The sequence below is a fragment of the Bacillus sp. hwrm1 genome (assembly GCF_040207805.1).
GTDB lineage: Bacteria > Bacillota > Bacilli > Bacillales > Bacillaceae > Bacillus > Bacillus velezensis.
Map to the genome: position 1 here is coordinate 1,414,194 of NZ_CP157943.1, position 20,915 is coordinate 1,435,108.

Genomic DNA, 20,915 nt, shown 5'->3' on the forward strand with positions numbered 1-20,915 from the left:
GGAGGAATTAGATGGAACTGTCAAGTTTGGCGATTTTAGCATTAGTTGCTGCTGCCATTATTGTGTTAGCCATATTCTTCACCTTTGTACCGGTGATGCTATGGATTTCGGCGCTTGCGGCAGGAGTCAGAATCAGCATTTTCACTTTGGTCGGGATGAGGCTGCGGCGCGTCATACCAAGCCGCGTTGTCAATCCGTTAATTAAAGCGCACAAAGCCGGCCTGTCCGCAACAACAAATCAGCTCGAAAGCCATTATCTGGCCGGAGGTAATGTCGACAGGGTGGTCAATGCCCTGATTGCGGCACAGCGCGCCAATATTGAGCTGTCATTTGAACGCTGCGCAGCCATTGACCTGGCCGGGCGTGACGTATTGGAAGCCGTACAGATGAGCGTTAATCCGAAGGTCATTGAAACACCGTTTATCGCGGGTGTCGCCATGGACGGAATTGAAGTAAAAGCAAAAGCCAGAATCACGGTAAGAGCCAATATTGAGCGCCTTGTCGGAGGAGCGGGAGAAGAGACGGTTGTCGCCCGTGTCGGAGAAGGGATTGTCTCGACAATCGGTTCTTCTCACAATCATAAAAAAGTGCTTGAAAACCCTGATATGATTTCGCAGACCGTACTTGGCAAAGGGCTGGATTCAGGCACCGCATTTGAAATTCTTTCGATTGACATCGCCGACGTTGATATCGGCAAAAACATCGGAGCGATTCTTCAGACGGATCAGGCAGAAGCAGACAAAAACATTGCGCAGGCCAAAGCCGAAGAGCGCCGCGCCATGGCGGTCGCCCAAGAGCAGGAAATGCGCGCTCGCGTAGAAGAAATGCGTGCAAAAGTCGTGGAAGCAGAAGCCGAAGTGCCGCTTGCGATGGCAGAAGCGTTGCGTGAAGGAAACATCGGCGTCATGGACTATATGAACATAAAAAATATCGACGCGGATACGGACATGAGGGATTCTATCGGCAAGCTGACGAATGACCAGCAAGATGAAGACCAACAATAACCTCTCTATTAAGGAGGGAGCCGCTATATGCACGAGATTCTGACAAATCCGCTCGTCATTGCCGCCGTCATCGGCATTATATCGGCAATATTCGGCAAGAAAAACAAAGATGAAAAACGTCCGCCGGGTACACGTCCCGGAAATCAGGCAAAAAAGCAGGATCAAAAACAGCCGCAGAAAGAGCATAAGCCGGAAGCGGAAGAATGGCCTGCCGTTTCAGAAGAGAACCCTTTTGAGCAAAAAAGAAGGGAAGCTGAAAAGCGCCTAGCGGAGACGGAGCAGATGTTTAACGGGCTCGAACATAAGCTGACATCCGCACGCGCACGAAACGCGTCTCTGAAGAAATCAGCCCTCAAAATAAATAAAGAAACTGCGGTCCAAGGCATTATATTCAGTGAGGTTTTGGGTCCGCCCCGTGCAAAAAAACCGCACCGGACCATGCGGAACATCGGTAAAAAATAAAGTGTTAGAACCCCTTTTCAAATCATACATATGAGATGAAAGGGGGTTCTTTTTTTATGGGGCAAAGAAAGAATCGTGTAAAGGCATGGCTGACAAGAGCATTGGAAATTCCCCCGGACGTTATGATGGATCTGCCTCGTATTACGATGGTCGGCAGACTTCATATCTACATAGAGAATCACAGAGGCCTCCTGCTGTTCAGTGAAGAAGAAGTCAGGCTGATGCTCAAGCAGGGGCAGTGTATCATATCAGGAAAAAACTTGGTCATTAAGGCAATCCTTCCTGAGGAAATCCTTTTGGAAGGCACGATAGATCACGTACGATATGTCGATTCATAAAGCCGGGGGGAAATAATGTGAAAAACAAATGGCTGTCATTTTTTTCGGGTAAAGTCCAAATGGAAGTCAAAGGAAAAGGGATTGAACGGCTGCTGAATGAATGCACGAGAAACGGAATCGCCATCTTTGCGGTGAAAAAAAAGCAAGACTGTGTTCTGCTGATGATTCAGCTTCAAGATGTACATGCTTTCAGAAGAGTCATCAGAAAACATGAATGCAAAGCAAGCTTTACAAAAAGAAAGGGTCTTCCCTTTCTGCTTCTCAAATCAAAATTAAATCTGGGCTTCACTGCGGGATTTGTGATATTTTTTGTTATATTGTTTCTTTTGTCCAACATGATTTGGGAAATTGATATTAAAGGGGCCAAGCCCGAAACCGAGCATCAGATGGTAAAGCACCTTGAAGAAATCGGTGTGAAAAAAGGCCGTTTGCAATTTTTAATGATGACGCCGGAAAAAATTCAAAAATCATTAACAAACGGCATCGATAATATTACGTGGGTCGGTGTGGAATTGAACGGGACAGCCCTTCATATGAAAGTGGTCGAAAAGAACGAACCGACAAAAGAAAAGTACGTAAGCCCCCGCCATATCGTTGCCAAAAAGAAGGCGGTCATCAAAAGGATGTTCGTGCAAAAGGGGCAGCCGATGGCTTTTGTGAACGATCATGTTGACAAAGGACAGCTCCTCGTCTCAGGACTGATCGGAAATGAAGACCGGAAAGTCGCCTCAAAAGCGGAAATTTACGGAGAAACATGGTACAAGTCAGAAGTAACCGTGCCCCTTGAAACATCATTTACGCTATATACGGGTAAAGTAAGGACGAAGCACAAGCTGTCTTTCGGATCATGGGGCGTGCCTTTTTGGGGCTTTGAATTTAATGAGAAGCCGCTGAAACATCCGAAAACAGAGGAAGAAAAGCATCCGTTTCAATTTCTGGGGATGAAGCTTCCGGTTTCTTACGTTTCAGAACAGACAAGAGAAAGTGAAACATCCGTGCGGACTTATACGAAAGGCGAAGCGGTTCAGGCCGGTATCAAAATGGGAAGACAAGATGTAGAAAAGCGATTAAACGGCAGCGGAGAGGTGGAAAGTGAAAAAGTTTTGCACCAATCCGTTGAGAATGGTAAAGTAAAGTTGATTATTCTCTACCAAGTTATAGAAGATATCGTTCAAACCACACCTATTGTTCAGGGAGACTAAAGAATGGCAGAACATTTACTTGCGATTAATCACAAACTGAAAAGCCCGGACGAAGCACTTTCTTTGTTCGGCAGCCAAGATGCTTTTTTACATTTAATGGAGAAGGATCTGGGCATTAGCCTCATCACACGCGGTGAAACCATTTACGTTTCCGGGAATGATGAAACATTTGAGATCGCTGACAGATTATTGGGCTCGCTCCTTACTTTAATTCGCAAGGGGATCGAGATTTCGGAACGTGATGTGCTGTATGCCGTGAAAATGGCAAAAAAAGATGAACTGGACTATTTTGAAAGCATGTATGAAGAGGAAATAACGAAAACGGCAAAAGGCAAACCGATCCGTGTCAAAACCATCGGCCAAAGAGAATATGTGGCGGCGATGAAGAAAAACGACATGGTGTTCGGCATCGGGCCGGCGGGAACCGGCAAAACTTATTTGGCGGTCGTAAAAGCGGTGCACGCTTTAAAAAACGGCCACATTAAAAAAATCATTTTAACAAGACCCGCTGTGGAAGCCGGCGAGAGCCTCGGTTTTCTGCCCGGAGATTTAAAGGAAAAAGTAGATCCTTATCTGCGCCCGCTGTATGACGCGCTCCATGATGTGCTCGGAAGCGACCATACGGAGCGTCTTATGGAAAGAGGGGTTATCGAAATCGCCCCGCTTGCCTATATGAGAGGGCGGACGCTTGACGACGCGTATGTGATTCTTGATGAAGCCCAGAATACCACTCCCGCTCAAATGAAAATGTTTTTGACGAGATTGGGTTTTGGCTCTAAAATGATCATTACGGGCGACGTAAGCCAAATTGACCTGCCGAAAGGCGTCACATCGGGACTTGCAGTAGCGAAGGACATGCTGAAGGACGTAAACGGCATCTCCGTGATTGAACTTGACCAGACAGATGTGGTCAGGCATCCGCTTGTTGCAAAAATTATTGAAGCTTATGATAAGCAAAAGTAATGCAAAAATGACCCGATCTCCCGTTATCGGGTCATTTTTATATGATGTGTTCCTGATGTTTCAGGGAGGAGGTTCTTGTTTTGAAAAAGAAGGGAAAGGGCAAAAGCGCCCGGGAACGGTTCCGCAGTTTCAGACATGCCCGCTCAGCCCATGTGCTGCTGTACCTGCTGCTTTCAGCGATCATGTTTGGTTTGCTCTTTATTCATGTAAAACCTGAATCACTTAATTTGGATTTGTTTGCAGTCAGTGATAAAACGATTTACGCGCCCGCCACAGTGGAAGATCAGCAGGCGACGGAATCGAAAAAACAGGCGGCCGAAGATGCGGTGGAAGATCAATACACTCTGAAAAAAGGCTATACCGACAATCGGCTTGACCTGATCACTTCCATTTTTGACAGCATCGGCGAAGTGAAAAAAGATGCGGAAAAAGACAAAAAGTCACCTTCGGAAAAATCACTGGTAAAATCGGTGAAAAACAAGCTGACACAGGATGTCAATGAATCCGTCTCGGAAGATGCCATTAAATCGCTTCTCCATGCAAACAATGAAGATTTCTCATTTGTGAGGGATTCCGTCATTACCGCGGTGAATACGGTGATGAGCAGTGAAATTCCTTCTGAAAAGCTTGCCGAAGCGAAGGATAAGGTCGCAAAAGAGCTGAAAAACGCTTCTGTGCCGTCAAAATATTTAGCGGCTGCGACTGAAATCGGAAAATACGCGGTCATCCCGAATTATGTTTTTGATCCGAAAGCGACCGATGAAAAACGCCAGGAAGCGTCAGACAGCGTCCAGCCGGTACAGATCAAACAGGGACAGGTTCTCGTGGAAGAGAATGACCTGATTGACCGGGAAGTATACAGGAAGCTTGAACTGACGGGTCTTTTGAATAATTCCAACCTGTTAAAACCGATCAGCGGTCTCCTTCTGATGATCGGCCTGTTTATTGCCACGCTTGTCTACTATTTTGAGAAACAGCAGCAGGAGCTTAAGCTGAAAAATAAATCTCTTTTGCTGTTTTCTATCATTACAACGCTTATTCTCGTCATTATGGAAGTCGTCAGTCTCTTTCAGAAGATTGAATACACCAATATCGGCTATCTTGTGCCGATCGCCGCCGGTGCGATTTTAATCAGGCTGCTGCTCAATGAAAGGCTCGCCATTTTAGGAAGCATCATTCTGGCGATCTGCGGCAGTATGATGTTTAATCAGGGTGTGACGGGAACATTTAATTACGTCATCGGCATTTACTATTTAATCAGCAGCATTTCAGGCATTCTGTTTTTGGGAAAACATAATGCGAGGTCAAAAATATTGCAGACGGGACTGTTCGTCTCATTTATTAATATGATTATCGTGCTGTCGCTTTTATTAATACAAAATACGGCGCTGTCACCGGTTGAAATCGGAACGCTGATGCTGATGGGGGTCGTCTCGGGACTTGCTTCATCCGTTTTGATTATCGGTCTGATGCCGTTTTTTGAGACGGGATTCGGCATTCTTTCAACAATGAGGCTGATTGAACTGTCTAATCCGAATCATCCCCTGCTTCGAAAGATTTTAACGGAAACACCCGGTACATATCATCACAGCGTCATGGTGGCAAATCTGTCGGAAGCGGCTTGTGAAGCCGTAGGGGCAAACGGTCTTTTAGCACGGGTCGGAGCGTATTATCACGATCTCGGCAAAACGAAACGTCCGCAATATTTTATTGAAAATCAGATGAATATGGATAATCCGCATGACAAGCTGTCTCCGCAGCTCAGCAAAAATATCATTATCGCACATACGACAGACGGTGCGAATATGCTCAGAAGCTATAAGTTTCCGAAAGAGCTTGTGGATATCGCGGAGCAGCATCACGGAACGTCCCTTTTAAAATTCTTTTATTATAAAGCGAAAGAAAAGGGCGACCAGATTACAGAGAAAGAGTTCCGCTACCCGGGGCCGAAGCCGCAATCGAAAGAAGCGGCTATTATCTCAGTGGCCGACAGCGTTGAAGCCGCCGTCCGTTCCATGCATAATCCCAATCCCGAGCGGATCGAAAAACTGGTGCGGGGAATTATATCCGATAAGCTTCAGGACGGACAATTCTCAGAATGTGATCTCACGTTCCGAGAACTGGATACGATCGCAAAAACACTATGTGCGACTTTAAAAGGAATTTTCCACTCCCGGATTGAATATCCGGAGGCTACGAAGAAGGTGAAATAAATGAGTTTACTCATAGATATTGTTGATGAAACGAATAGCGTCTCAGCTGATGCGCTCCAAGAAGTGGAGAAGCTGCTCCAATTCGCGGCGGAAAAAGAAGGCGTTCAGGACCAGGCTGAAGTATCGGTCACGATTGTGACAAATGAGGAAATCAGAGAAATCAACAGAGACTACCGGGGAAAAGACACTCCGACTGACGTCATTTCGTTTGCGCTTGAAGAAGAAGGCGAAGACGAGGTTGAAATCGTAGGCGCCGACATGCCGCCTGTTTTAGGAGATATTATCATCAGCGCAGACAGAACGAAAGAGCAGGCGGAAGAGTACGGCCATTCGTTTATGAGAGAGCTCGGTTTTCTGGCCGTGCACGGCTTTTTGCATTTGCTTGGCTATGATCACATGACAAAAGAAGAAGAGGAAGAAATGTTTTCAAAGCAAAAGGATTTGCTGGATGAGTATGGACTCACGAGATCATAAAAACGAGTGGAGCAGGTTCCTGAAGAGCTTTGTCCATGCATGGAGGGGAATCTGGAAAACGGCGCGGTCAGAGCGGAATTTTCAATTTCATATTACCGCGGCCTGCGCCGTTATCGTTTGCGGTTTTCTCACCGGGCTGAGCACAGCCGAATGGGCCGTTGTTTTGATGCTGATCGGAGGAATGCTTGCTTTGGAGCTGTTAAATACCGCGATAGAGCATGTTGTGGATTTAGTTACCGATCAGTATCACCCGCTCGCAAAAGCGGCAAAGGACGCGGCCGCCGGAGCCGTTTGCGTCTTTGCCGTGATATCGTGTATCATTGGTTTACTCATCTTCTTGCCGAAGATATGTTAGCAGAAGATTCTTACAATTATTTTACATTGCCAAAAATGGGCGTGAAAAACCAATCATAATTATGTAAAATAAAAGTGACAGCGGTATCATACAGGATAAAGGTAAGAGAGGAATTAAGTACACATGAACAGACAAGAATTGATTGCAGAAGCATTAAAAGCGCGGGACACAGCGTATGTGCCGTATTCAAATTTCAGAGTGGGAGCCGCTCTTCTTACCAAAGACGGAAAAGTGTACAGAGGCTGCAACATCGAAAATGCGGCATACAGCATGTGCAACTGTGCTGAACGCACGGCGATATTCAAAGCTGTTTCCGAGGGGGATACGGAATTTGCGATGCTCGCCGTGGCTGCGGATACTCCGGGACCGGTTTCGCCGTGCGGAGCCTGCAGACAAGTAATTTCCGAGCTGTGCTCAAAGGATATGCTTGTTATTCTGACCAACTTACAAGGACAAATAAAAGAAATGACTGCGGAAGAATTATTACCGGGCGCATTTTCATCGGAGGATTTACATGACGAACGAAAGCTTTAAATCAGGATTTGTATCTATCATCGGAAGGCCGAATGTAGGAAAGTCTACCTTTTTAAACAGGGTCATCGGTCAAAAGATCGCCATCATGAGCGACAAACCCCAGACGACAAGAAATAAAGTCCAAGGGGTGCTGACAACCGGCACGTCGCAGACCATTTTTATTGATACACCGGGCATTCACAAACCAAAGCACAAGCTTGGCGACTTTATGATGAAAGTGGCGCAGAATACGCTGAAAGAAGTTGACTTGGTGTTATTTATGATTAACGCCGAAGAAGGGTACGGAAAAGGCGACGAGTTTATCATTGAAAAGCTCGGACAGACGTCTACACCGGTCTTTCTGATCGTTAACAAAATTGATAAGATCCACCCTGACCAGCTGCTTCTTTTAGTTGATGAGTATCGTACGCGCTATCCGTTTAAGGAAATCGTGCCGATCTCAGCTTTGGAAGGGAACAACGTCGAAACCCTTCTCGCGCAGATTGAAGCGTATTTACCGGAAGGGCCTCAGTTCTATCCGAGCGATCAGGTGACTGACCATCCCGAGCGGTTCATTATTTCTGAACTGATCAGGGAAAAGGTGCTCCATCTGACAAGGGAAGAAGTGCCGCACAGCATCGCTGTCGCCATCGAGTCCATTAAAGGGCAGGAAAACGGCTCCGTCCATGTCGCCGCCACCATTGTGGTCGAGCGGGATTCTCAAAAAGGCATCGTCATCGGCAAAAAAGGAGCGCTTCTGAAAGAAGTCGGCAAAAGAGCGCGGGCTGATATTGAAGCTCTTTTGGGCTCACGCGTTTACCTGGAATTATGGGTGAAGGTGCAGAAGGACTGGCGGAATAAAATGTCTCAGCTGCGTGATTTCGGCTTCAAAGAGGATGAATATTAATTCATCTAAGGCGCATGCCTGAGGTGTGAGATTACCTCACAGAAGCAGGGATTCGTTAGCAAAATTTGTTTAACATGAAAAGGAGGACATCAGGTCAAGATAAGGGTAAGAATTTGGATAGCAAGCTAGTTTAATGATGAAAGGTGGGTTTTTTGTGTTGAATTTTACCTGGAACGTATTTTCTCAAACAGGAAGTGTTGATACGTACCTTCTTTTTAAAGAACTGGAAAAAGAGAACCTGGAAAGACCCGAAGAACCGGAAGATGAGCTAGCCCGAATTGATTTTCCAATTTTGTAAACCTCTTGGCCCCTCCCGTTGTTGGAAGGTGCGGAAATGCTGACTAAAAGTGAAGGAATCGTGCTCCGTACGAATGACTACGGGGAGACGAATAAAATCGTGACATTGCTGACGAGGGAACACGGCAAAATCGGCGTCATGGCAAGGGGCGCCAGGAAGTCAGCCAGCCGGCTGTCAGCAGTCAGCCAGCCGTTTTTGTACGGGTCATTTTTAATGCAAAGAACATCCGGACTCGGCACGCTCCAGCAGGGTGAAATGATTCTCAGCATGAGAACGATCAGAGAAGATTTATTTTTGACGGCGTATGCCGCTTTTATCGCTGAACTCACTGACAAAGGAACGGAAGAGAAGAAACCGAACCCCTATTTATTCGAATTGATTCTCGAATCCTTTAAGAGGCTGAATGACGGGACTGACCCGGACGTGATCACCTTCATCGTGCAGATGAAAATGCTCGGCGTCATGGGGCTGTATCCGGAGCTGAATCATTGTGTCCACTGCAAAAGCGGGGAAGGGACGTTTCATTTTTCGATAAGAGATAACGGGTTTATCTGCCACCGCTGCTTTGAAAAGGATCCGTACAGAGTTCCGATGTCGCCGCAAACGGCAAGGCTGCTAAGGCTTTTTTATTACTTTGATATCGGAAGGCTCGGCAGCGTCTCGTTAAAACAGGAAACCAAAAACGAAATTAAACGGGTCATTGATCTGTATTACGAGGAATATTCAGGACTTTATTTAAAGTCAAAACGGTTTTTAGATCAGATGGAAAGCATGAAGAACCTTTTGGATGAAAACAAAAGTTGACATTCTGCCCATCTTTTTATATGATCATTTATTATAAAATATGTTGCAGTGACAGAAAGAAGTACTTGCGTCCAACTCATACAAGCGACCTTAGGGCAGTGTAAGCTAAGGATGAGCGCGCAACGAAAGGCATTCTCGAGCAACCCTTTAAAAAGAGGCTGAGTGATTCACATCCTCAGCAACTAGGGTGGAACCGCGGGAGAACTCTCGTCCCTATGTTTGCGGCCGGCAAGCATAGAGACGGGAGTTTTTTGGTTGCCGCCGCACTTGTAAAAGAATGGAGAAAGTGGAGGTGCTTGAAATGAACATTCAAGATATGATTTTAACCTTGCAGAAGCACTGGTCGAATGAAGGCTGTGTGCTCATGCAGTCGTATGATGTGGAGAAAGGCGCAGGCACAATGAGCCCGTATACATTTTTACGAAGCATCGGGCCGGAACCGTGGAGAGTGGCTTACGTTGAGCCGTCCAGACGGCCTGCTGACGGACGGTACGGTGAAAACCCGAACAGGCTCTATCAGCATCACCAATTCCAAGTCATTATCAAGCCGTCGCCTGATAACATTCAAGAGCTTTACCTTGATTCATTGCGTGCGCTCGGCATTGACCCGCTTGAACATGATATCCGTTTCGTAGAAGACAACTGGGAAAACCCGTCTTTAGGCTGTGCAGGTCTCGGCTGGGAAGTATGGCTTGACGGGATGGAAATTACTCAGTTTACATACTTCCAGCAGGTGGGCGGAATTGAATGTAAACCGGTATCCGTTGAGATCACATATGGTATTGAACGTCTCGCGTCATATATTCAGGATAAAGAAAACGTCTTTGATCTTGAATGGACGTCAGGATTTACTGTGAAAGATTTATTTATGATGGCTGAATATGAGCATTCCGTTTATACTTTTGAAACATCTGACGTGGATATGCTTTTCCGTTTGTTCAGCACCTATGAAAAAGAAGCGATCAGACAAATGGATAACGGGCTCGTGCATCCGGCCTATGATTATGTGCTGAAATGCTCTCACACATTTAATCTGCTCGATGCAAAAGGCGCGATCTCGGTGACGGAGCGGACGGGTTATATCGGCCGTGTCCGCAACTTAGCGAGAAAAGTGGCAAAAACGTATTATGAAGAACGGGAAAAATTAGGGTTCCCAATGCTTAAAGAGGAGGGCTCTTCCCATGAGTAAACAAGACTTGCTTTTAGAGATCGGACTCGAGGAAATGCCGGCGCGGTTTTTACATGACAGCATGGTGCAGCTCGGTGAAAAGCTGACCGGCTGGCTGGCTGAAAAAAATATCGCCCACGGCGAAGTGAAACTTTTTAATACGCCGAGACGTCTGGCAGTATATATAAAAGACGTAGCAGAAAAACAGGCTGATATTCAGGAAGAAGCAAAAGGCCCTGCGAAAAAAATCGCTCTGGATGCTGACGGAAACTGGACAAAAGCCGCTATCGGATTTTCAAAAGGCCAAGGCGCCGGAGTGGATGACCTGTATATAAAAGATGTAAACGGCACGGAATATGTCTTCGTTCAAAAATTCCAGGCGGGACAAGAGACGAAGACACTTTTACCGCAGCTGGAAAATTTGATTGCCGGAATGCATTTTCCGAAAAACATGCGCTGGGGCACGCAGGATCTGCGCTATATCCGTCCGATCAAATGGATTATCGCTCTCTTTGGAAAAGACGTCATTCCGTTTAAAATCACAAATGTCGAGACGGGCCGGAACACACAGGGACACCGCTTTCTCGGCCAAGAAGTATCTGTTGATGCACCGTCATCATACGAAAAGCTGCTGAAAGAACAAAGCGTCATTGCTGACCCGAAAGAACGCAAACAAATGATCCAAAGCCAGCTGGACGCGCTTGCAGCCGAGAAGAAATGGAACATTCCGATCGATGAGGACCTGCTGAACGAAGTCAACCATCTGGTGGAATACCCGACGGCGCTTTACGGATCTTTTGAATCCGAGTTTCTTTCTATCCCTGAAGAAGTGCTTGTAACAACAATGAAAGAGCATCAGCGCTACTTCCCGGTAAAAGATGAAAACGGGAATCTGCTGCCTCATTTTATTACGGTAAGAAACGGGAACAGCCATGCAATTGAAAATGTTGCCCGCGGAAACGAGAAAGTGCTGAGAGCAAGGCTTTCAGATGCTGCGTTCTTCTACAAAGAAGACCAAAAGCTGAACATTGATGAAAACGTGAAGAAACTGGAAAATATCGTTTTCCATGAAGAGCTCGGCTCCCTTGGAGATAAAGTAAGGAGAGTGGCCGCCATTGCGGGCAAACTTGCCGTCCGCCTGAAAGCGGATGAACAGACGCAAAACCTTGTGAAGCGCGCCGCAGAGATTTCTAAATTTGACCTGGTTACACATATGATCTATGAGTTCCCTGAGCTTCAAGGCGTGATGGGAGAAAAATATGCGCGCATGCTCGGTGAAGATGAAGCCGTCGCTGCCGCTGTCAATGAGCACTATATGCCGAGAGCGGCCGGGGGAGAAGTGCCTTCAACCTTTACCGGCGCGGTTGTGGCGTTAGCTGATAAACTGGACACGATTGCTTCCTTCTTCAGCATTGACGTGATTCCGACAGGTTCTCAGGACCCGTACGGATTGCGCCGTCAGGCAAGCGGCATCGTTTCCATTCTGATCGACCGCAACTGGGGCATTTCTTTTAAAGAGCTGCTGTCATTGACAGAAACGGAAAAAGAAAATGAGCTCCTCGATTTCTTTACACAGCGTCTGAAATACGTCTTAAACGCTGAAGACATCCGTCATGACGTTATCGAAGCCGTTCTGGACAGCACAGAGCTTGAGCCGTATGCAGCCGTTCATAAAGCAAGAGTGCTTGAGAAGCACCTCGGCACACCCGGCTTTAAAGAAACGGCTGAATCACTCGGCCGGGTCATCTCCATCAGCAAAAAAGGCGAGAGCCGCGATATCAATCCGGATCTGTTTGAAAATGAACAGGAGAAAAAGCTGTTTGACGCTTATCAAAAAACAAAAGACAGTGTCGCGGAAAGCTTTGCCTCCAAAAACTATGAACAGGCGCTTGCCGTGCTCAGCGGATTAAAGGAGCCGATTGAAGACTACTTTAATCACACGATGGTAAATGCGGACGATGAAGCATTAAAAACCAACCGTTTAGCGCAAATGACCGCTCTTGCAGATGTGATCAAGTCTTTTGCTAATATGAATCATCTTATTGTAAAATAAAGAAAAAGACGGTTGCTGTGTGATCGGCAATCGTCTTTTCCCCTTTTACATAAACATCACAGAATGAAAACATAGATAAAGAAACCCTTCCATAAAGGTGGTGAGTACGATCGAATTAAATAAACGGCAAGAACAAATTTTACAGATTGTAAAGGAAAACGGCCCGATTACCGGAGAGCATATCGCAGAACAGCTCAATTTAACGAGGGCCACGCTGCGGCCGGACTTGGCCATACTCACCATGTCAGGCTTCTTAGAGGCCCGTCCGCGGGTCGGTTATTTTTATACGGGGAAAACGGGAAATCAGCTGCTTGCGGATAAACTGAAAAAGCTGCAAGTGAAAGATTTTCAATCGATCCCTGTTGTCATCAATGAGAATGTCTCGGTATACGATGCCATCTGCACCATGTTTTTAGAAGATGTCGGCACGTTATTTGTCGTAGATCGTGATGCTGTCTTAGTCGGTGTGCTGTCACGCAAAGATTTGCTGCGGGCGAGCATCGGCCAGCAGGAACTTGCCTCAATACCGGTTCATATTATCATGACAAGAATGCCGAATATCGCCGTCTGTCGGCGTGACGATTATGTGATGGACATCGCCAAGTATTTAATTGAAAAACAGATCGATGCCCTGCCCGTTATTAAAGATACGGATAAAGGCTTTGAGGTCATCGGCCGGTTTACCAAAACGAATATGACTAAGATACTTGTCAGTTTATCAGAAAATGAAATCATATAAGCTTGAAAACTAACGGGGGGATAACATGGACAATCGCATCATTTATGTAGTATCAGACTCAGTCGGAGAAACCGCCGAACTCGTTGTAAAAGCCTCGCTCAGCCAGTTTAACGGCTCAGCCGATGATACGCATATCAGAAGAATACCTTATGTGGAAGATATCGGCACCATTAATGAAGTCGTGTCTCTCGCCAAAGCGGACGGCGGCATTATTTGTTTTACGCTCGTTGTTCCTGAAATGCGCAAATACCTGGTTGAACAAGCGGAAAAAGCGAATGTGCTGTATTACGATATTATCGGTCCGCTCATCGATAAAATGGAATCGGCTTACGGTCTGACCGCCAAATATGAACCGGGCCGCGTCCGCCAGCTTGATGAAGATTATTTCAAAAAGGTCGAGGCGATCGAGTTTGCCGTCAAATATGACGATGGCAGGGATCCAAGAGGCATTTTAAAAGCCGATATCATCCTGCTCGGAGTATCCAGAACGTCTAAAACCCCATTATCACAATATCTTGCCCATAAGCGTCTGAAAGTGGCCAATGTGCCGATCGTTCCTGAGGTCGATCCGCCGGAAGAACTGTTCAGCGTTGATCCGAAAAAATGCATCGGCTTAAAAATCAGCCCTGATAAACTGAACCATATACGAAAAGAACGGTTAAAATCTCTCGGCTTAAATGACAAAGCCATTTACGCCAATATCAACAGAATTAAAGAAGAGCTGGAGTATTTTGAGAAAATCGTGGACCGGATCGGCTGCCAAGTCGTTGACGTTTCGAATAAAGCGGTCGAGGAAACAGCGAACATCATTCATCACCTCAAAACAAAGGGCCGATAACTCAGGACGCTTTATCCTGGGTTTTTGGGTATGCAAATAGGGAATAAACAAAAAGGATGGCATCTTCGCGAAGTTTGTATTATAATAAAAAATTGTGATAAAATGTTTATTTTTAGGTTTAAGCTTCGTGTGATACGAATAAACTATTATGGGTAAGATGTCAAGAATAACTCCCGGAAATTTTTCGACAAAGCTCAAAATAGATCCGCAGTCATGGAGCATATGCGATTTCGCTTGTTTTTATGCAGGAGATTGATGGAGGGATGGAGAATTAGTCTTCTAAATGAAAAAGAAAAGACGATTTTTGTCGATGCAGACGCATGCCCCGTAAAAGAGGAAATAATGCTCATTGCATCGCAATACAGCGTTCGGGTTATTTTCGTCGCATCATTTGAACACTACCAGCTTTCCAGAAGCAAAGACGAGAACTGGGTATACGTTGATCCTCATAAAGAAGCGGCAGACTTATATATCGCAAACCATGTGAGATCGGGAGACGTCGTAGTCACGCAGGATATCGGTTTAGCCTCTCTTTTGCTGAACAGAAATATTGCCGTCTTATCGGAAAGGGGCCGTTCTTATACTGAAGACACGATTGACTTCGCTCTGATGAGCCGTCATATGTCAGGCAAAATGAGAAGAAGCGGCATTCATTCCAAAGGACCTAAAAAATTAAATAAAGAAGATCGGAATCGATTTGTTACCCTGCTTAAAAAAATCCTGTCGAATGATGAAGGGATTTCAAATCAAAACATCGAATAATGTACGACGGAGTGTTATAAGATGGGAAACCGCATACCAGATGAAGTAGTTAATCAGGTGCAGCAGTCAGCAGACATTGTTGAAGTCATAGGTGATTATGTCCAATTGAAAAAGCAAGGCCGCAACTACTTTGGGCTCTGTCCGTTTCACGGGGAAAACACGCCCTCGTTTTCCGTCTCCAGCGATAAGCAGATCTTTCATTGCTTCGGATGCGGTGCGGGCGGGAACGTTTTCTCTTTCTTACGGCAGATGGAAGGTTATTCATTTACGGAAGCTGTTTCTCACCTTGCGGATAAATATCAGATTGATTTCCCTGATGATATAACGATTCACTCTGCATCCAGGCCGGAATCTTCCGGAGAGCAGAAGATGGCGGAAGCCCACGAGCTTCTGAAGAAATTTTACCATCATTTGCTAATAAATACAAAGGAAGGCCAGGAAGCGTTAGATTACCTTTTATCAAGGGGTTTTACGAAAGAGCTCATAGATGAGTTTGAAATCGGCTACGCGCTGGATTCCTGGGATTTCATGACGAAATTCTTGAAAAAGCGCGGTTTTGAGGAAGAACTGATGGAAAAAGCGGGTCTGCTGATCAGAAGGGAAGACGGCAGCGGGTATTTTGACCGTTTCAGAAACAGAATTATGTTTCCCATTCATGATCACCACGGAGCCGTGGCGGCTTTTTCAGGAAGGGCGCTCGGAAGCCAGCAGCCGAAATATATGAACAGCCCGGAAACGCCGCTGTTTCATAAATCTAAGCTGCTGTATAACTTTCATAAGGCGCGCCTGCCGATCAGGAAAGAGGAGAGAGCCGTTCTGTTTGAAGGCTTCGCTGACGTCATATCCGCCGTCAGCTCAGGCGTAAAAGAAAGTATCGCCACAATGGGGACGTCGCTCACCGAAGAACATGTGAAAATCCTCAGGAGAAATGTTCAGGAGGTCATTCTCTGCTACGATTCGGATAAAGCCGGGTACGAAGCTACGCTGAAAGCGGCCGGCCTGCTCCAGAAAGCCGATTGTAAGGTAAGAGTAAGCATGCTGCCTGACGGGCTTGATCCTGATGATTATATCAGAACCCGGGGCGGAGAAAAATTCCGGACCGATATCATTGATGCAAGCGTTACGGTCATGGCTTTTAAAATGCAGTATTTCCGCAAAGGGAAAAACTTATCTGACGAAGGAGACCGGCTCGCTTACATGAAAGAAGTGCTGAAAGAAATCAGCGCTCTTTCCGGGTCGCTTGAGCAGGAAATGTATGTGAAGCAGCTCGCCTCAGAATTTTCTCTTTCGGTAGAATCTTTGACGGAACAGCTTTCCATCTACGCCAGACAAAACGCCCCCGGCGACAAAAACGCCGAACCGCAGACAAGACGGGCCCGGGTGACGACAAAAGCGAAACGGCGCCGTCTCCGTCCCGCCTATGAGAACGCGGAAAGACTTCTGCTCGCTCATATGCTGAGAGACCGAAACGTCATAAAGAAAGTGATTGAGCGTGTCGGCTTTGAATTTAACATTGACGGACATCGTGCGCTGGCAGCATACCTGTACGCTGTATATGAAGAGGGGGCTGACATGACGCCGCAGCATCTTATGGCGAGAATGCAGGATGAGGAAATCAGCCAGCTGCTTTCAGATATAGGGATGCTCCAAGTAAACGAGGAGCTCTCAGAGGCCGAGTTATCCGATTACGTAAAAAAAGTGTTGGATCACCGAAAATGGTCAATGATAAAGGAAAAAGAAGCAGAAAGAGCGGATGCGGAGAGGCAGAAAGACTTCGTGAAAGCTGCGTCTCTGGCTCAAGAAATTGTTGCATTGAACCGATCATTAAAGTAACACCACAAAGAGGCTTGCGTTCTGATTGGCAATGATTCCTTGCGGAGGAGCAAATAGATCGCTTAACCTCATCATGAATTGTCATTTATTATCCGCAGCCCTGCATGCTGAAAAAGAGAGAAGGCTTCCGGGTCGGATAAGAAACATACCGCTTTTAGAATTCGTTGCAAGCTTTGGAAGGAGGGATCCATAATGGCTGATAAACAAACCCACGAAACAGAAACAGAACTTACATTAGACCAGGTAAAAGAGCAGCTTACTGAAACTGGAAAAAAACGTGGCGTTTTAACATATGAAGAAATTGCTGAACGCATGTCCAGCTTTGAAATTGAATCAGACCAAATGGATGAGTATTATGAATTTTTAGGAGAACAAGGTGTTGAATTAATTAGTGAAAATGAAGAAACGGAAGATCCTAATATTCAACAGCTTGCCAAAGCCGAAGAAGAATTTGACCTTAATGACCTCAGCGTACCGCCTGGCGTAAAGATCAATGATCCAGTCCGCATGTACCTTAAGGAAATCGGACGGGTAAATCTTCTTTCTGCTAAAGAAGAAATCACCTACGCTCAAAAAATTGAAGAGGGTGACGAGGAATCTAAACGCAGACTGGCTGAAGCAAACCTTCGTTTAGTTGTCAGCATTGCTAAACGGTATGTCGGCCGCGGCATGCTTTTCTTAGACTTGATCCAAGAAGGAAACATGGGTCTCATGAAAGCCGTCGAGAAGTTTGACTACCGTAAAGGATATAAATTCAGTACGTATGCGACTTGGTGGATCAGACAGGCGATTACACGCGCCATCGCTGACCAGGCGAGAACAATCCGTATCCCGGTTCACATGGTGGAAACCATCAACAAATTAATCCGGGTGCAGCGTCAGCTTCTTCAGGATCTTGGCAGAGAGCCGACACCGGAAGAGATTGCTGAAGACATGGATCTTACACCTGAAAAAGTCCGTGAAATATTAAAAATTGCTCAAGAGCCTGTTTCTTTAGAAACGCCGATCGGTGAAGAAGACGACTCACATCTCGGTGATTTCATCGAAGACCAGGAAGCGACATCTCCGTCGGATCATGCGGCATATGAGCTTTTAAAAGAACAGCTGGAAGATGTGCTGGATACGTTGACAGATCGTGAAGAAAACGTGCTGCGTCTCCGTTTCGGTCTGGATGACGGACGCACAAGAACTTTGGAAGAAGTAGGCAAAGTGTTTGGAGTAACGAGAGAGCGTATTCGCCAAATTGAAGCAAAAGCGCTTCGCAAATTGAGACATCCGAGCAGAAGCAAACGTCTGAAGGATTTTCTCGAATAGAATGGAACGGGTCTTTTTGATCCGTTCTTTTTTATGTATAAGATATATGGATAATATACCTTTATTTTACTGGATAAGCATATGTTTTGCAAATGAGTTTGGAAAAAATGCGGCATGTCCTGAAAGGGGGAAAATGAGATAAGTTTATTTATATTCTTTATTGTAAGCGTATACAATTCATTATACAATAGAATAAAGATAATTTTGTGATAAACAAAACAGTTATTTTTGCTTTTTGTATAAATTGTGAAATCAATGAAATTGCTGAGCAAGACCATTTACTTTTTGTAAAAATAAGTTAGAATTAGAAGTGTTTACATAGGGGGAGAATGAAAAAGGGGGATGGAGATATGAAGTGGAATCCGCTGATTCCTTTTTTGCTCATTGCAGTGCTGGGAATAGGGCTGACTTTCTTTTTAGCTGTAAAAGGCAATGGAGATGCGCATCAGATCGCAAGCGGCGGTGAAAGCAAAAATGCCGAGAAGGAAACTGCAAACGCTTCACCTGAAGAGATTTATAAAGCGAACTGCATCACCTGTCACGGGGAAAACTATGAAGGTGTGTCAGGGCCGAACTTAAAAGGCGTCGGCAAAAGAAAAGATGTCGCTGAGATTAAAACAAAAATTGAAAAAGGCGGCAACGGGATGCCCGCAGGCCTTGTGCCGGCCGAAAAGCTGGATGACATGGCAAAATGGGTTTCTGACATTAAATAAAGCTTTACCGGTCCCTATATAAAAGACAAATGAAAAACTCTATCCGCCGCTTGGATTCCGGGCGGTTTTTTTATATGATAGTAAAGGAAAAAGAACCTGAGAAAAGTTGTGATATTGTGAATGAAATGAAGTTATCTAAAAGATTGCAGTCTGTGGCGGAATATATCCCTCCGGGTGCCCTGGTTGCTGATATCGGGTCGGACCACGCGTATCTTCCTTGCTATGCCGTTTTGAATCATTTGGCAAGCCGGGCAATCGCCGGTGAAATTACAGACGGACCGTTTCTATCCGCCAAACAGCAGGTGGAAAAACTGGACTTAAGCACTCTTATCTCCGTAAGGAAAGGTGACGGGCTGAGCGTTCTTGAAAAAGGAGAAGCCGGCGCCATTACAATCGCTGGTATGGGCGGAGCGCTGATCGCTCATATTTTGGACTCCGGAAAAACGAAATTGACGGGGCGTGAACGGCTGATTCTGCAGCCGAATATTCATGCCGTTCATATAAGAGAGTGGCTGTATCAGGAAGGCTATGAACTGATTGATGAAGTGATTCTCGAAGAAGACGGAAAGTGTTATGAAATCCTCGTTGCGGAAACTGGCGACCGTGATGCGCCGTATCGGGACGTGCCGATGGCTGCCGGAATGCTTGCGGGTCCGTTTTTATTAAAAGAGAGGAATGAAGTGTTTCTTCGGAAATGGAGCCAGGAACTTAAGCATACTGAACAAATTTATGAACAGATCAGCCGCAGCGCAAAGCATGAAAGTCATGAAAAATTAGCTGAATTGAAAGAGCGGATTTCTCTGCTGAAGGAGGTAATCGCACATGCCTAAACATGTGAACGGACAGGAAATCATCCAGCTGTTTGAACAATTTTCACCGAAGGCTTTTGCGGTGGAAGGAGATAAAATCGGCCTGCAGATCGGTACATTGAATAAGCCGGTGAAAAATGTCATGGTGACACTGGATGTTCTGGAACAAACGGTAGATGAAGCCATTGAGAAAAAAGTTGACTTAATTATCGCCCACCATCCGCCGATTTTTCGGCCGCTTAAACAGATCACCACTGATCAGCCTGGCGGAAGACTGATTGAGAAATGTATAAAGCATGATATTGCCGTATATGCGGCTCATACGAATCTTGATGTGGCGGACGGCGGTGTGAATGATCTGCTTGCCGAAGCTCTCGGCCTGACAGACACAGAAGTGCTTGTCCCGACATATTCGGACCCGATGAAAAAGCTTGCCGTCTATGTTCCGAAAGACTATGAAGAAGCTGTAAGAACCGCACTTGGCAACGCCGGAGCGGGACATATCGGCAATTACAGCCATTGCGCGTTCTCCTCTGAAGGAATCGGCAGCTTTAAGCCGCTGGACGGGGCAGAACCGTTTATCGGACAGACGGGAGAACTGGAGCTCGTCCATGAAGTGAGACTTGAGACCGTTTTTCCGGCAAGTATGGAGAAAACCGTCGTAAAAGCGCTGAAAAAAAGCCATCCGTATGAAGAGGTGGCATATGATATTTATCCAGTGGAGCAGTCTCCGCTTGAAAAAGGGCTCGGCCGCATCGGAAAACTTCAGCAAGACATGACGCTTGAAGAGTTTGCTCTGTTTGTGAAAGAAAAGTTTGACGTTAACGGAGTCCGGATGGTCGGAGAGCGAAACAGCAAGGTGAAAAAAGTCGCGGTTCTTGGCGGTGACGGAAATAAATATATTTATCAGGCAAAGCGGAAGGGTGCAGATGTTTACGTGACGGGCGATCTTTATTTCCATGTAGCGCATGATGCGATGATGATGGGGTTAAACGTCGTGGACCCGGGGCATTATGCTGAAAAGATCATGAGAAAAGGCACGGCTGAGAAGCTTACGGCAATGGCCGGAGAGAAAAACTATGACGTCCGCATTTTCGCTTCCGAAACAGATACAAACCCATTTACCTTCTTATAAAAAAACTGAGGCCCCGGG

The 20,915-nt window shown here is 45.9% G+C and carries 21 protein-coding genes and 1 pseudogene; all 22 read left to right on the top strand.

The genetic code is table 11. The annotated features are described in order from the left end of the window. Positions 1-11 precede the first annotated feature (11 nt). The 22 genes and pseudogenes from floA (at position 12) to ABK447_RS07430 (ending at position 20,897) form a co-directional block, all read left to right on the top strand. Positions 12-1,004: a flotillin-like protein FloA gene (floA, locus tag ABK447_RS07325; protein ID WP_007408280.1), complete on the top strand. Its 993-nt coding sequence runs from the start codon at positions 12-14 to the stop codon at positions 1,002-1,004. A gap of 27 nt (positions 1,005-1,031) precedes the next feature. Beyond that, positions 1,032-1,466 carry a hypothetical protein gene (locus ABK447_RS07330; RefSeq protein ID WP_060562635.1) on the top strand — a complete coding sequence of 145 codons (435 nt, stop codon included), beginning with the start codon at positions 1,032-1,034 and terminating at the stop codon, positions 1,464-1,466. 56 nt (positions 1,467-1,522) lie between these two features. Continuing rightward, a complete protein-coding gene (gene yqfC, locus ABK447_RS07335) occupies positions 1,523-1,804 on the top strand; it encodes a sporulation protein YqfC (protein ID WP_003152966.1) in 282 nt (93 codons plus the stop codon). Between the two features lie 17 nt (positions 1,805-1,821). Continuing rightward, positions 1,822-3,046 (top strand): annotated as a pseudogene (gene yqfD, locus ABK447_RS07340) (sporulation protein YqfD). Then, a complete protein-coding gene (locus tag ABK447_RS07345) occupies positions 3,010-3,969 on the top strand; it encodes a PhoH family protein (protein WP_007408283.1) in 960 nt (319 codons plus the stop codon). Before yqfD ends, ABK447_RS07345 begins: the two are co-directional and overlap by 37 nt. Before the next feature lie 80 nt (positions 3,970-4,049). Further along, a complete protein-coding gene (locus ABK447_RS07350) occupies positions 4,050-6,182 on the top strand; it encodes an HD family phosphohydrolase (RefSeq protein ID WP_094031843.1) in 2,133 nt (710 codons plus the stop codon). Continuing rightward, the gene (ybeY, locus tag ABK447_RS07355; RefSeq protein ID WP_012118016.1) at positions 6,183-6,656 is read left to right on the top strand and encodes an rRNA maturation RNase YbeY; all 474 of its coding nucleotides are present in this window, start codon (positions 6,183-6,185) and stop codon (positions 6,654-6,656) included. Continuing rightward, positions 6,637-7,011 (top strand): diacylglycerol kinase family protein, encoded by a 375-nt coding sequence (locus tag ABK447_RS07360; protein ID WP_015240233.1) that lies wholly within the window; start codon positions 6,637-6,639, stop codon positions 7,009-7,011. The genes ybeY and ABK447_RS07360 overlap by 20 nt, the downstream gene beginning before the upstream one ends. Before the next feature lie 123 nt (positions 7,012-7,134). Further along, a complete protein-coding gene (locus tag ABK447_RS07365) occupies positions 7,135-7,545 on the top strand; it encodes a cytidine deaminase (RefSeq protein ID WP_003152976.1) in 411 nt (136 codons plus the stop codon). Beyond that, on the top strand, positions 7,526-8,431 hold the full coding sequence (gene era / locus ABK447_RS07370; RefSeq protein WP_094031842.1) for a GTPase Era: 906 nt from the start codon (positions 7,526-7,528) through the stop codon (positions 8,429-8,431). The genes ABK447_RS07365 and era overlap by 20 nt, the downstream gene beginning before the upstream one ends. 154 nt (positions 8,432-8,585) lie before the next feature. Further along, positions 8,586-8,729 carry a YqzL family protein gene (locus ABK447_RS07375; RefSeq protein WP_007408286.1) on the top strand — a complete coding sequence of 48 codons (144 nt, stop codon included), beginning with the start codon at positions 8,586-8,588 and terminating at the stop codon, positions 8,727-8,729. 36 nt (positions 8,730-8,765) lie between these two features. Beyond that, positions 8,766-9,533 carry a DNA repair protein RecO gene (recO, locus tag ABK447_RS07380; protein ID WP_015240232.1) on the top strand — a complete coding sequence of 256 codons (768 nt, stop codon included), beginning with the start codon at positions 8,766-8,768 and terminating at the stop codon, positions 9,531-9,533. Between the two features lie 301 nt (positions 9,534-9,834). After that, positions 9,835-10,722 (top strand): glycine--tRNA ligase subunit alpha, encoded by an 888-nt coding sequence (gene glyQ, locus ABK447_RS07385; protein ID WP_094031841.1) that lies wholly within the window; start codon positions 9,835-9,837, stop codon positions 10,720-10,722. Next, entirely contained in the window at positions 10,715-12,754 is a 2,040-nt protein-coding gene (gene glyS, locus ABK447_RS07390; protein WP_059368104.1) for a glycine--tRNA ligase subunit beta, read from the top strand. Before glyQ ends, glyS begins: the two co-directional genes overlap by 8 nt. A gap of 100 nt (positions 12,755-12,854) precedes the next feature. Next, positions 12,855-13,493, top strand: a complete 639-nt coding sequence (ccpN, locus tag ABK447_RS07395) for a transcriptional regulator CcpN (RefSeq protein WP_003152989.1) — start codon at positions 12,855-12,857, stop codon at positions 13,491-13,493. A 25-nt stretch (positions 13,494-13,518) separates the two neighbouring features. Then, the gene (locus tag ABK447_RS07400) at positions 13,519-14,331 is read left to right on the top strand and encodes a pyruvate, water dikinase regulatory protein (protein ID WP_003152991.1); all 813 of its coding nucleotides are present in this window, start codon (positions 13,519-13,521) and stop codon (positions 14,329-14,331) included. Between the two features lie 255 nt (positions 14,332-14,586). Further along, complete coding sequence (locus ABK447_RS07405; protein WP_007408289.1) at positions 14,587-15,093, top strand: YaiI/YqxD family protein; 507 nt, start codon at positions 14,587-14,589, stop codon at positions 15,091-15,093. Positions 15,094-15,114: 21 nt separating this feature from the next. Then, complete coding sequence (dnaG, locus tag ABK447_RS07410; protein ID WP_007408290.1) at positions 15,115-16,926, top strand: DNA primase; 1,812 nt, start codon at positions 15,115-15,117, stop codon at positions 16,924-16,926. Between the two features lie 192 nt (positions 16,927-17,118). Further along, positions 17,119-18,240 (top strand): RNA polymerase sigma factor RpoD, encoded by a 1,122-nt coding sequence (rpoD, locus tag ABK447_RS07415; protein WP_003152998.1) that lies wholly within the window; start codon positions 17,119-17,121, stop codon positions 18,238-18,240. Between the two features lie 350 nt (positions 18,241-18,590). Next, positions 18,591-18,953: a cytochrome c550 gene (gene cccA / locus ABK447_RS07420; RefSeq protein ID WP_003152999.1), complete on the top strand. Its 363-nt coding sequence runs from the start codon at positions 18,591-18,593 to the stop codon at positions 18,951-18,953. A gap of 125 nt (positions 18,954-19,078) precedes the next feature. Beyond that, positions 19,079-19,783: a tRNA (adenine(22)-N(1))-methyltransferase TrmK gene (locus ABK447_RS07425; protein WP_094031927.1), complete on the top strand. Its 705-nt coding sequence runs from the start codon at positions 19,079-19,081 to the stop codon at positions 19,781-19,783. Continuing rightward, entirely contained in the window at positions 19,776-20,897 is a 1,122-nt protein-coding gene (locus ABK447_RS07430; protein WP_007408292.1) for a Nif3-like dinuclear metal center hexameric protein, read from the top strand. The genes ABK447_RS07425 and ABK447_RS07430 overlap by 8 nt, the downstream gene beginning before the upstream one ends. Positions 20,898-20,915 lie beyond the last annotated feature (18 nt).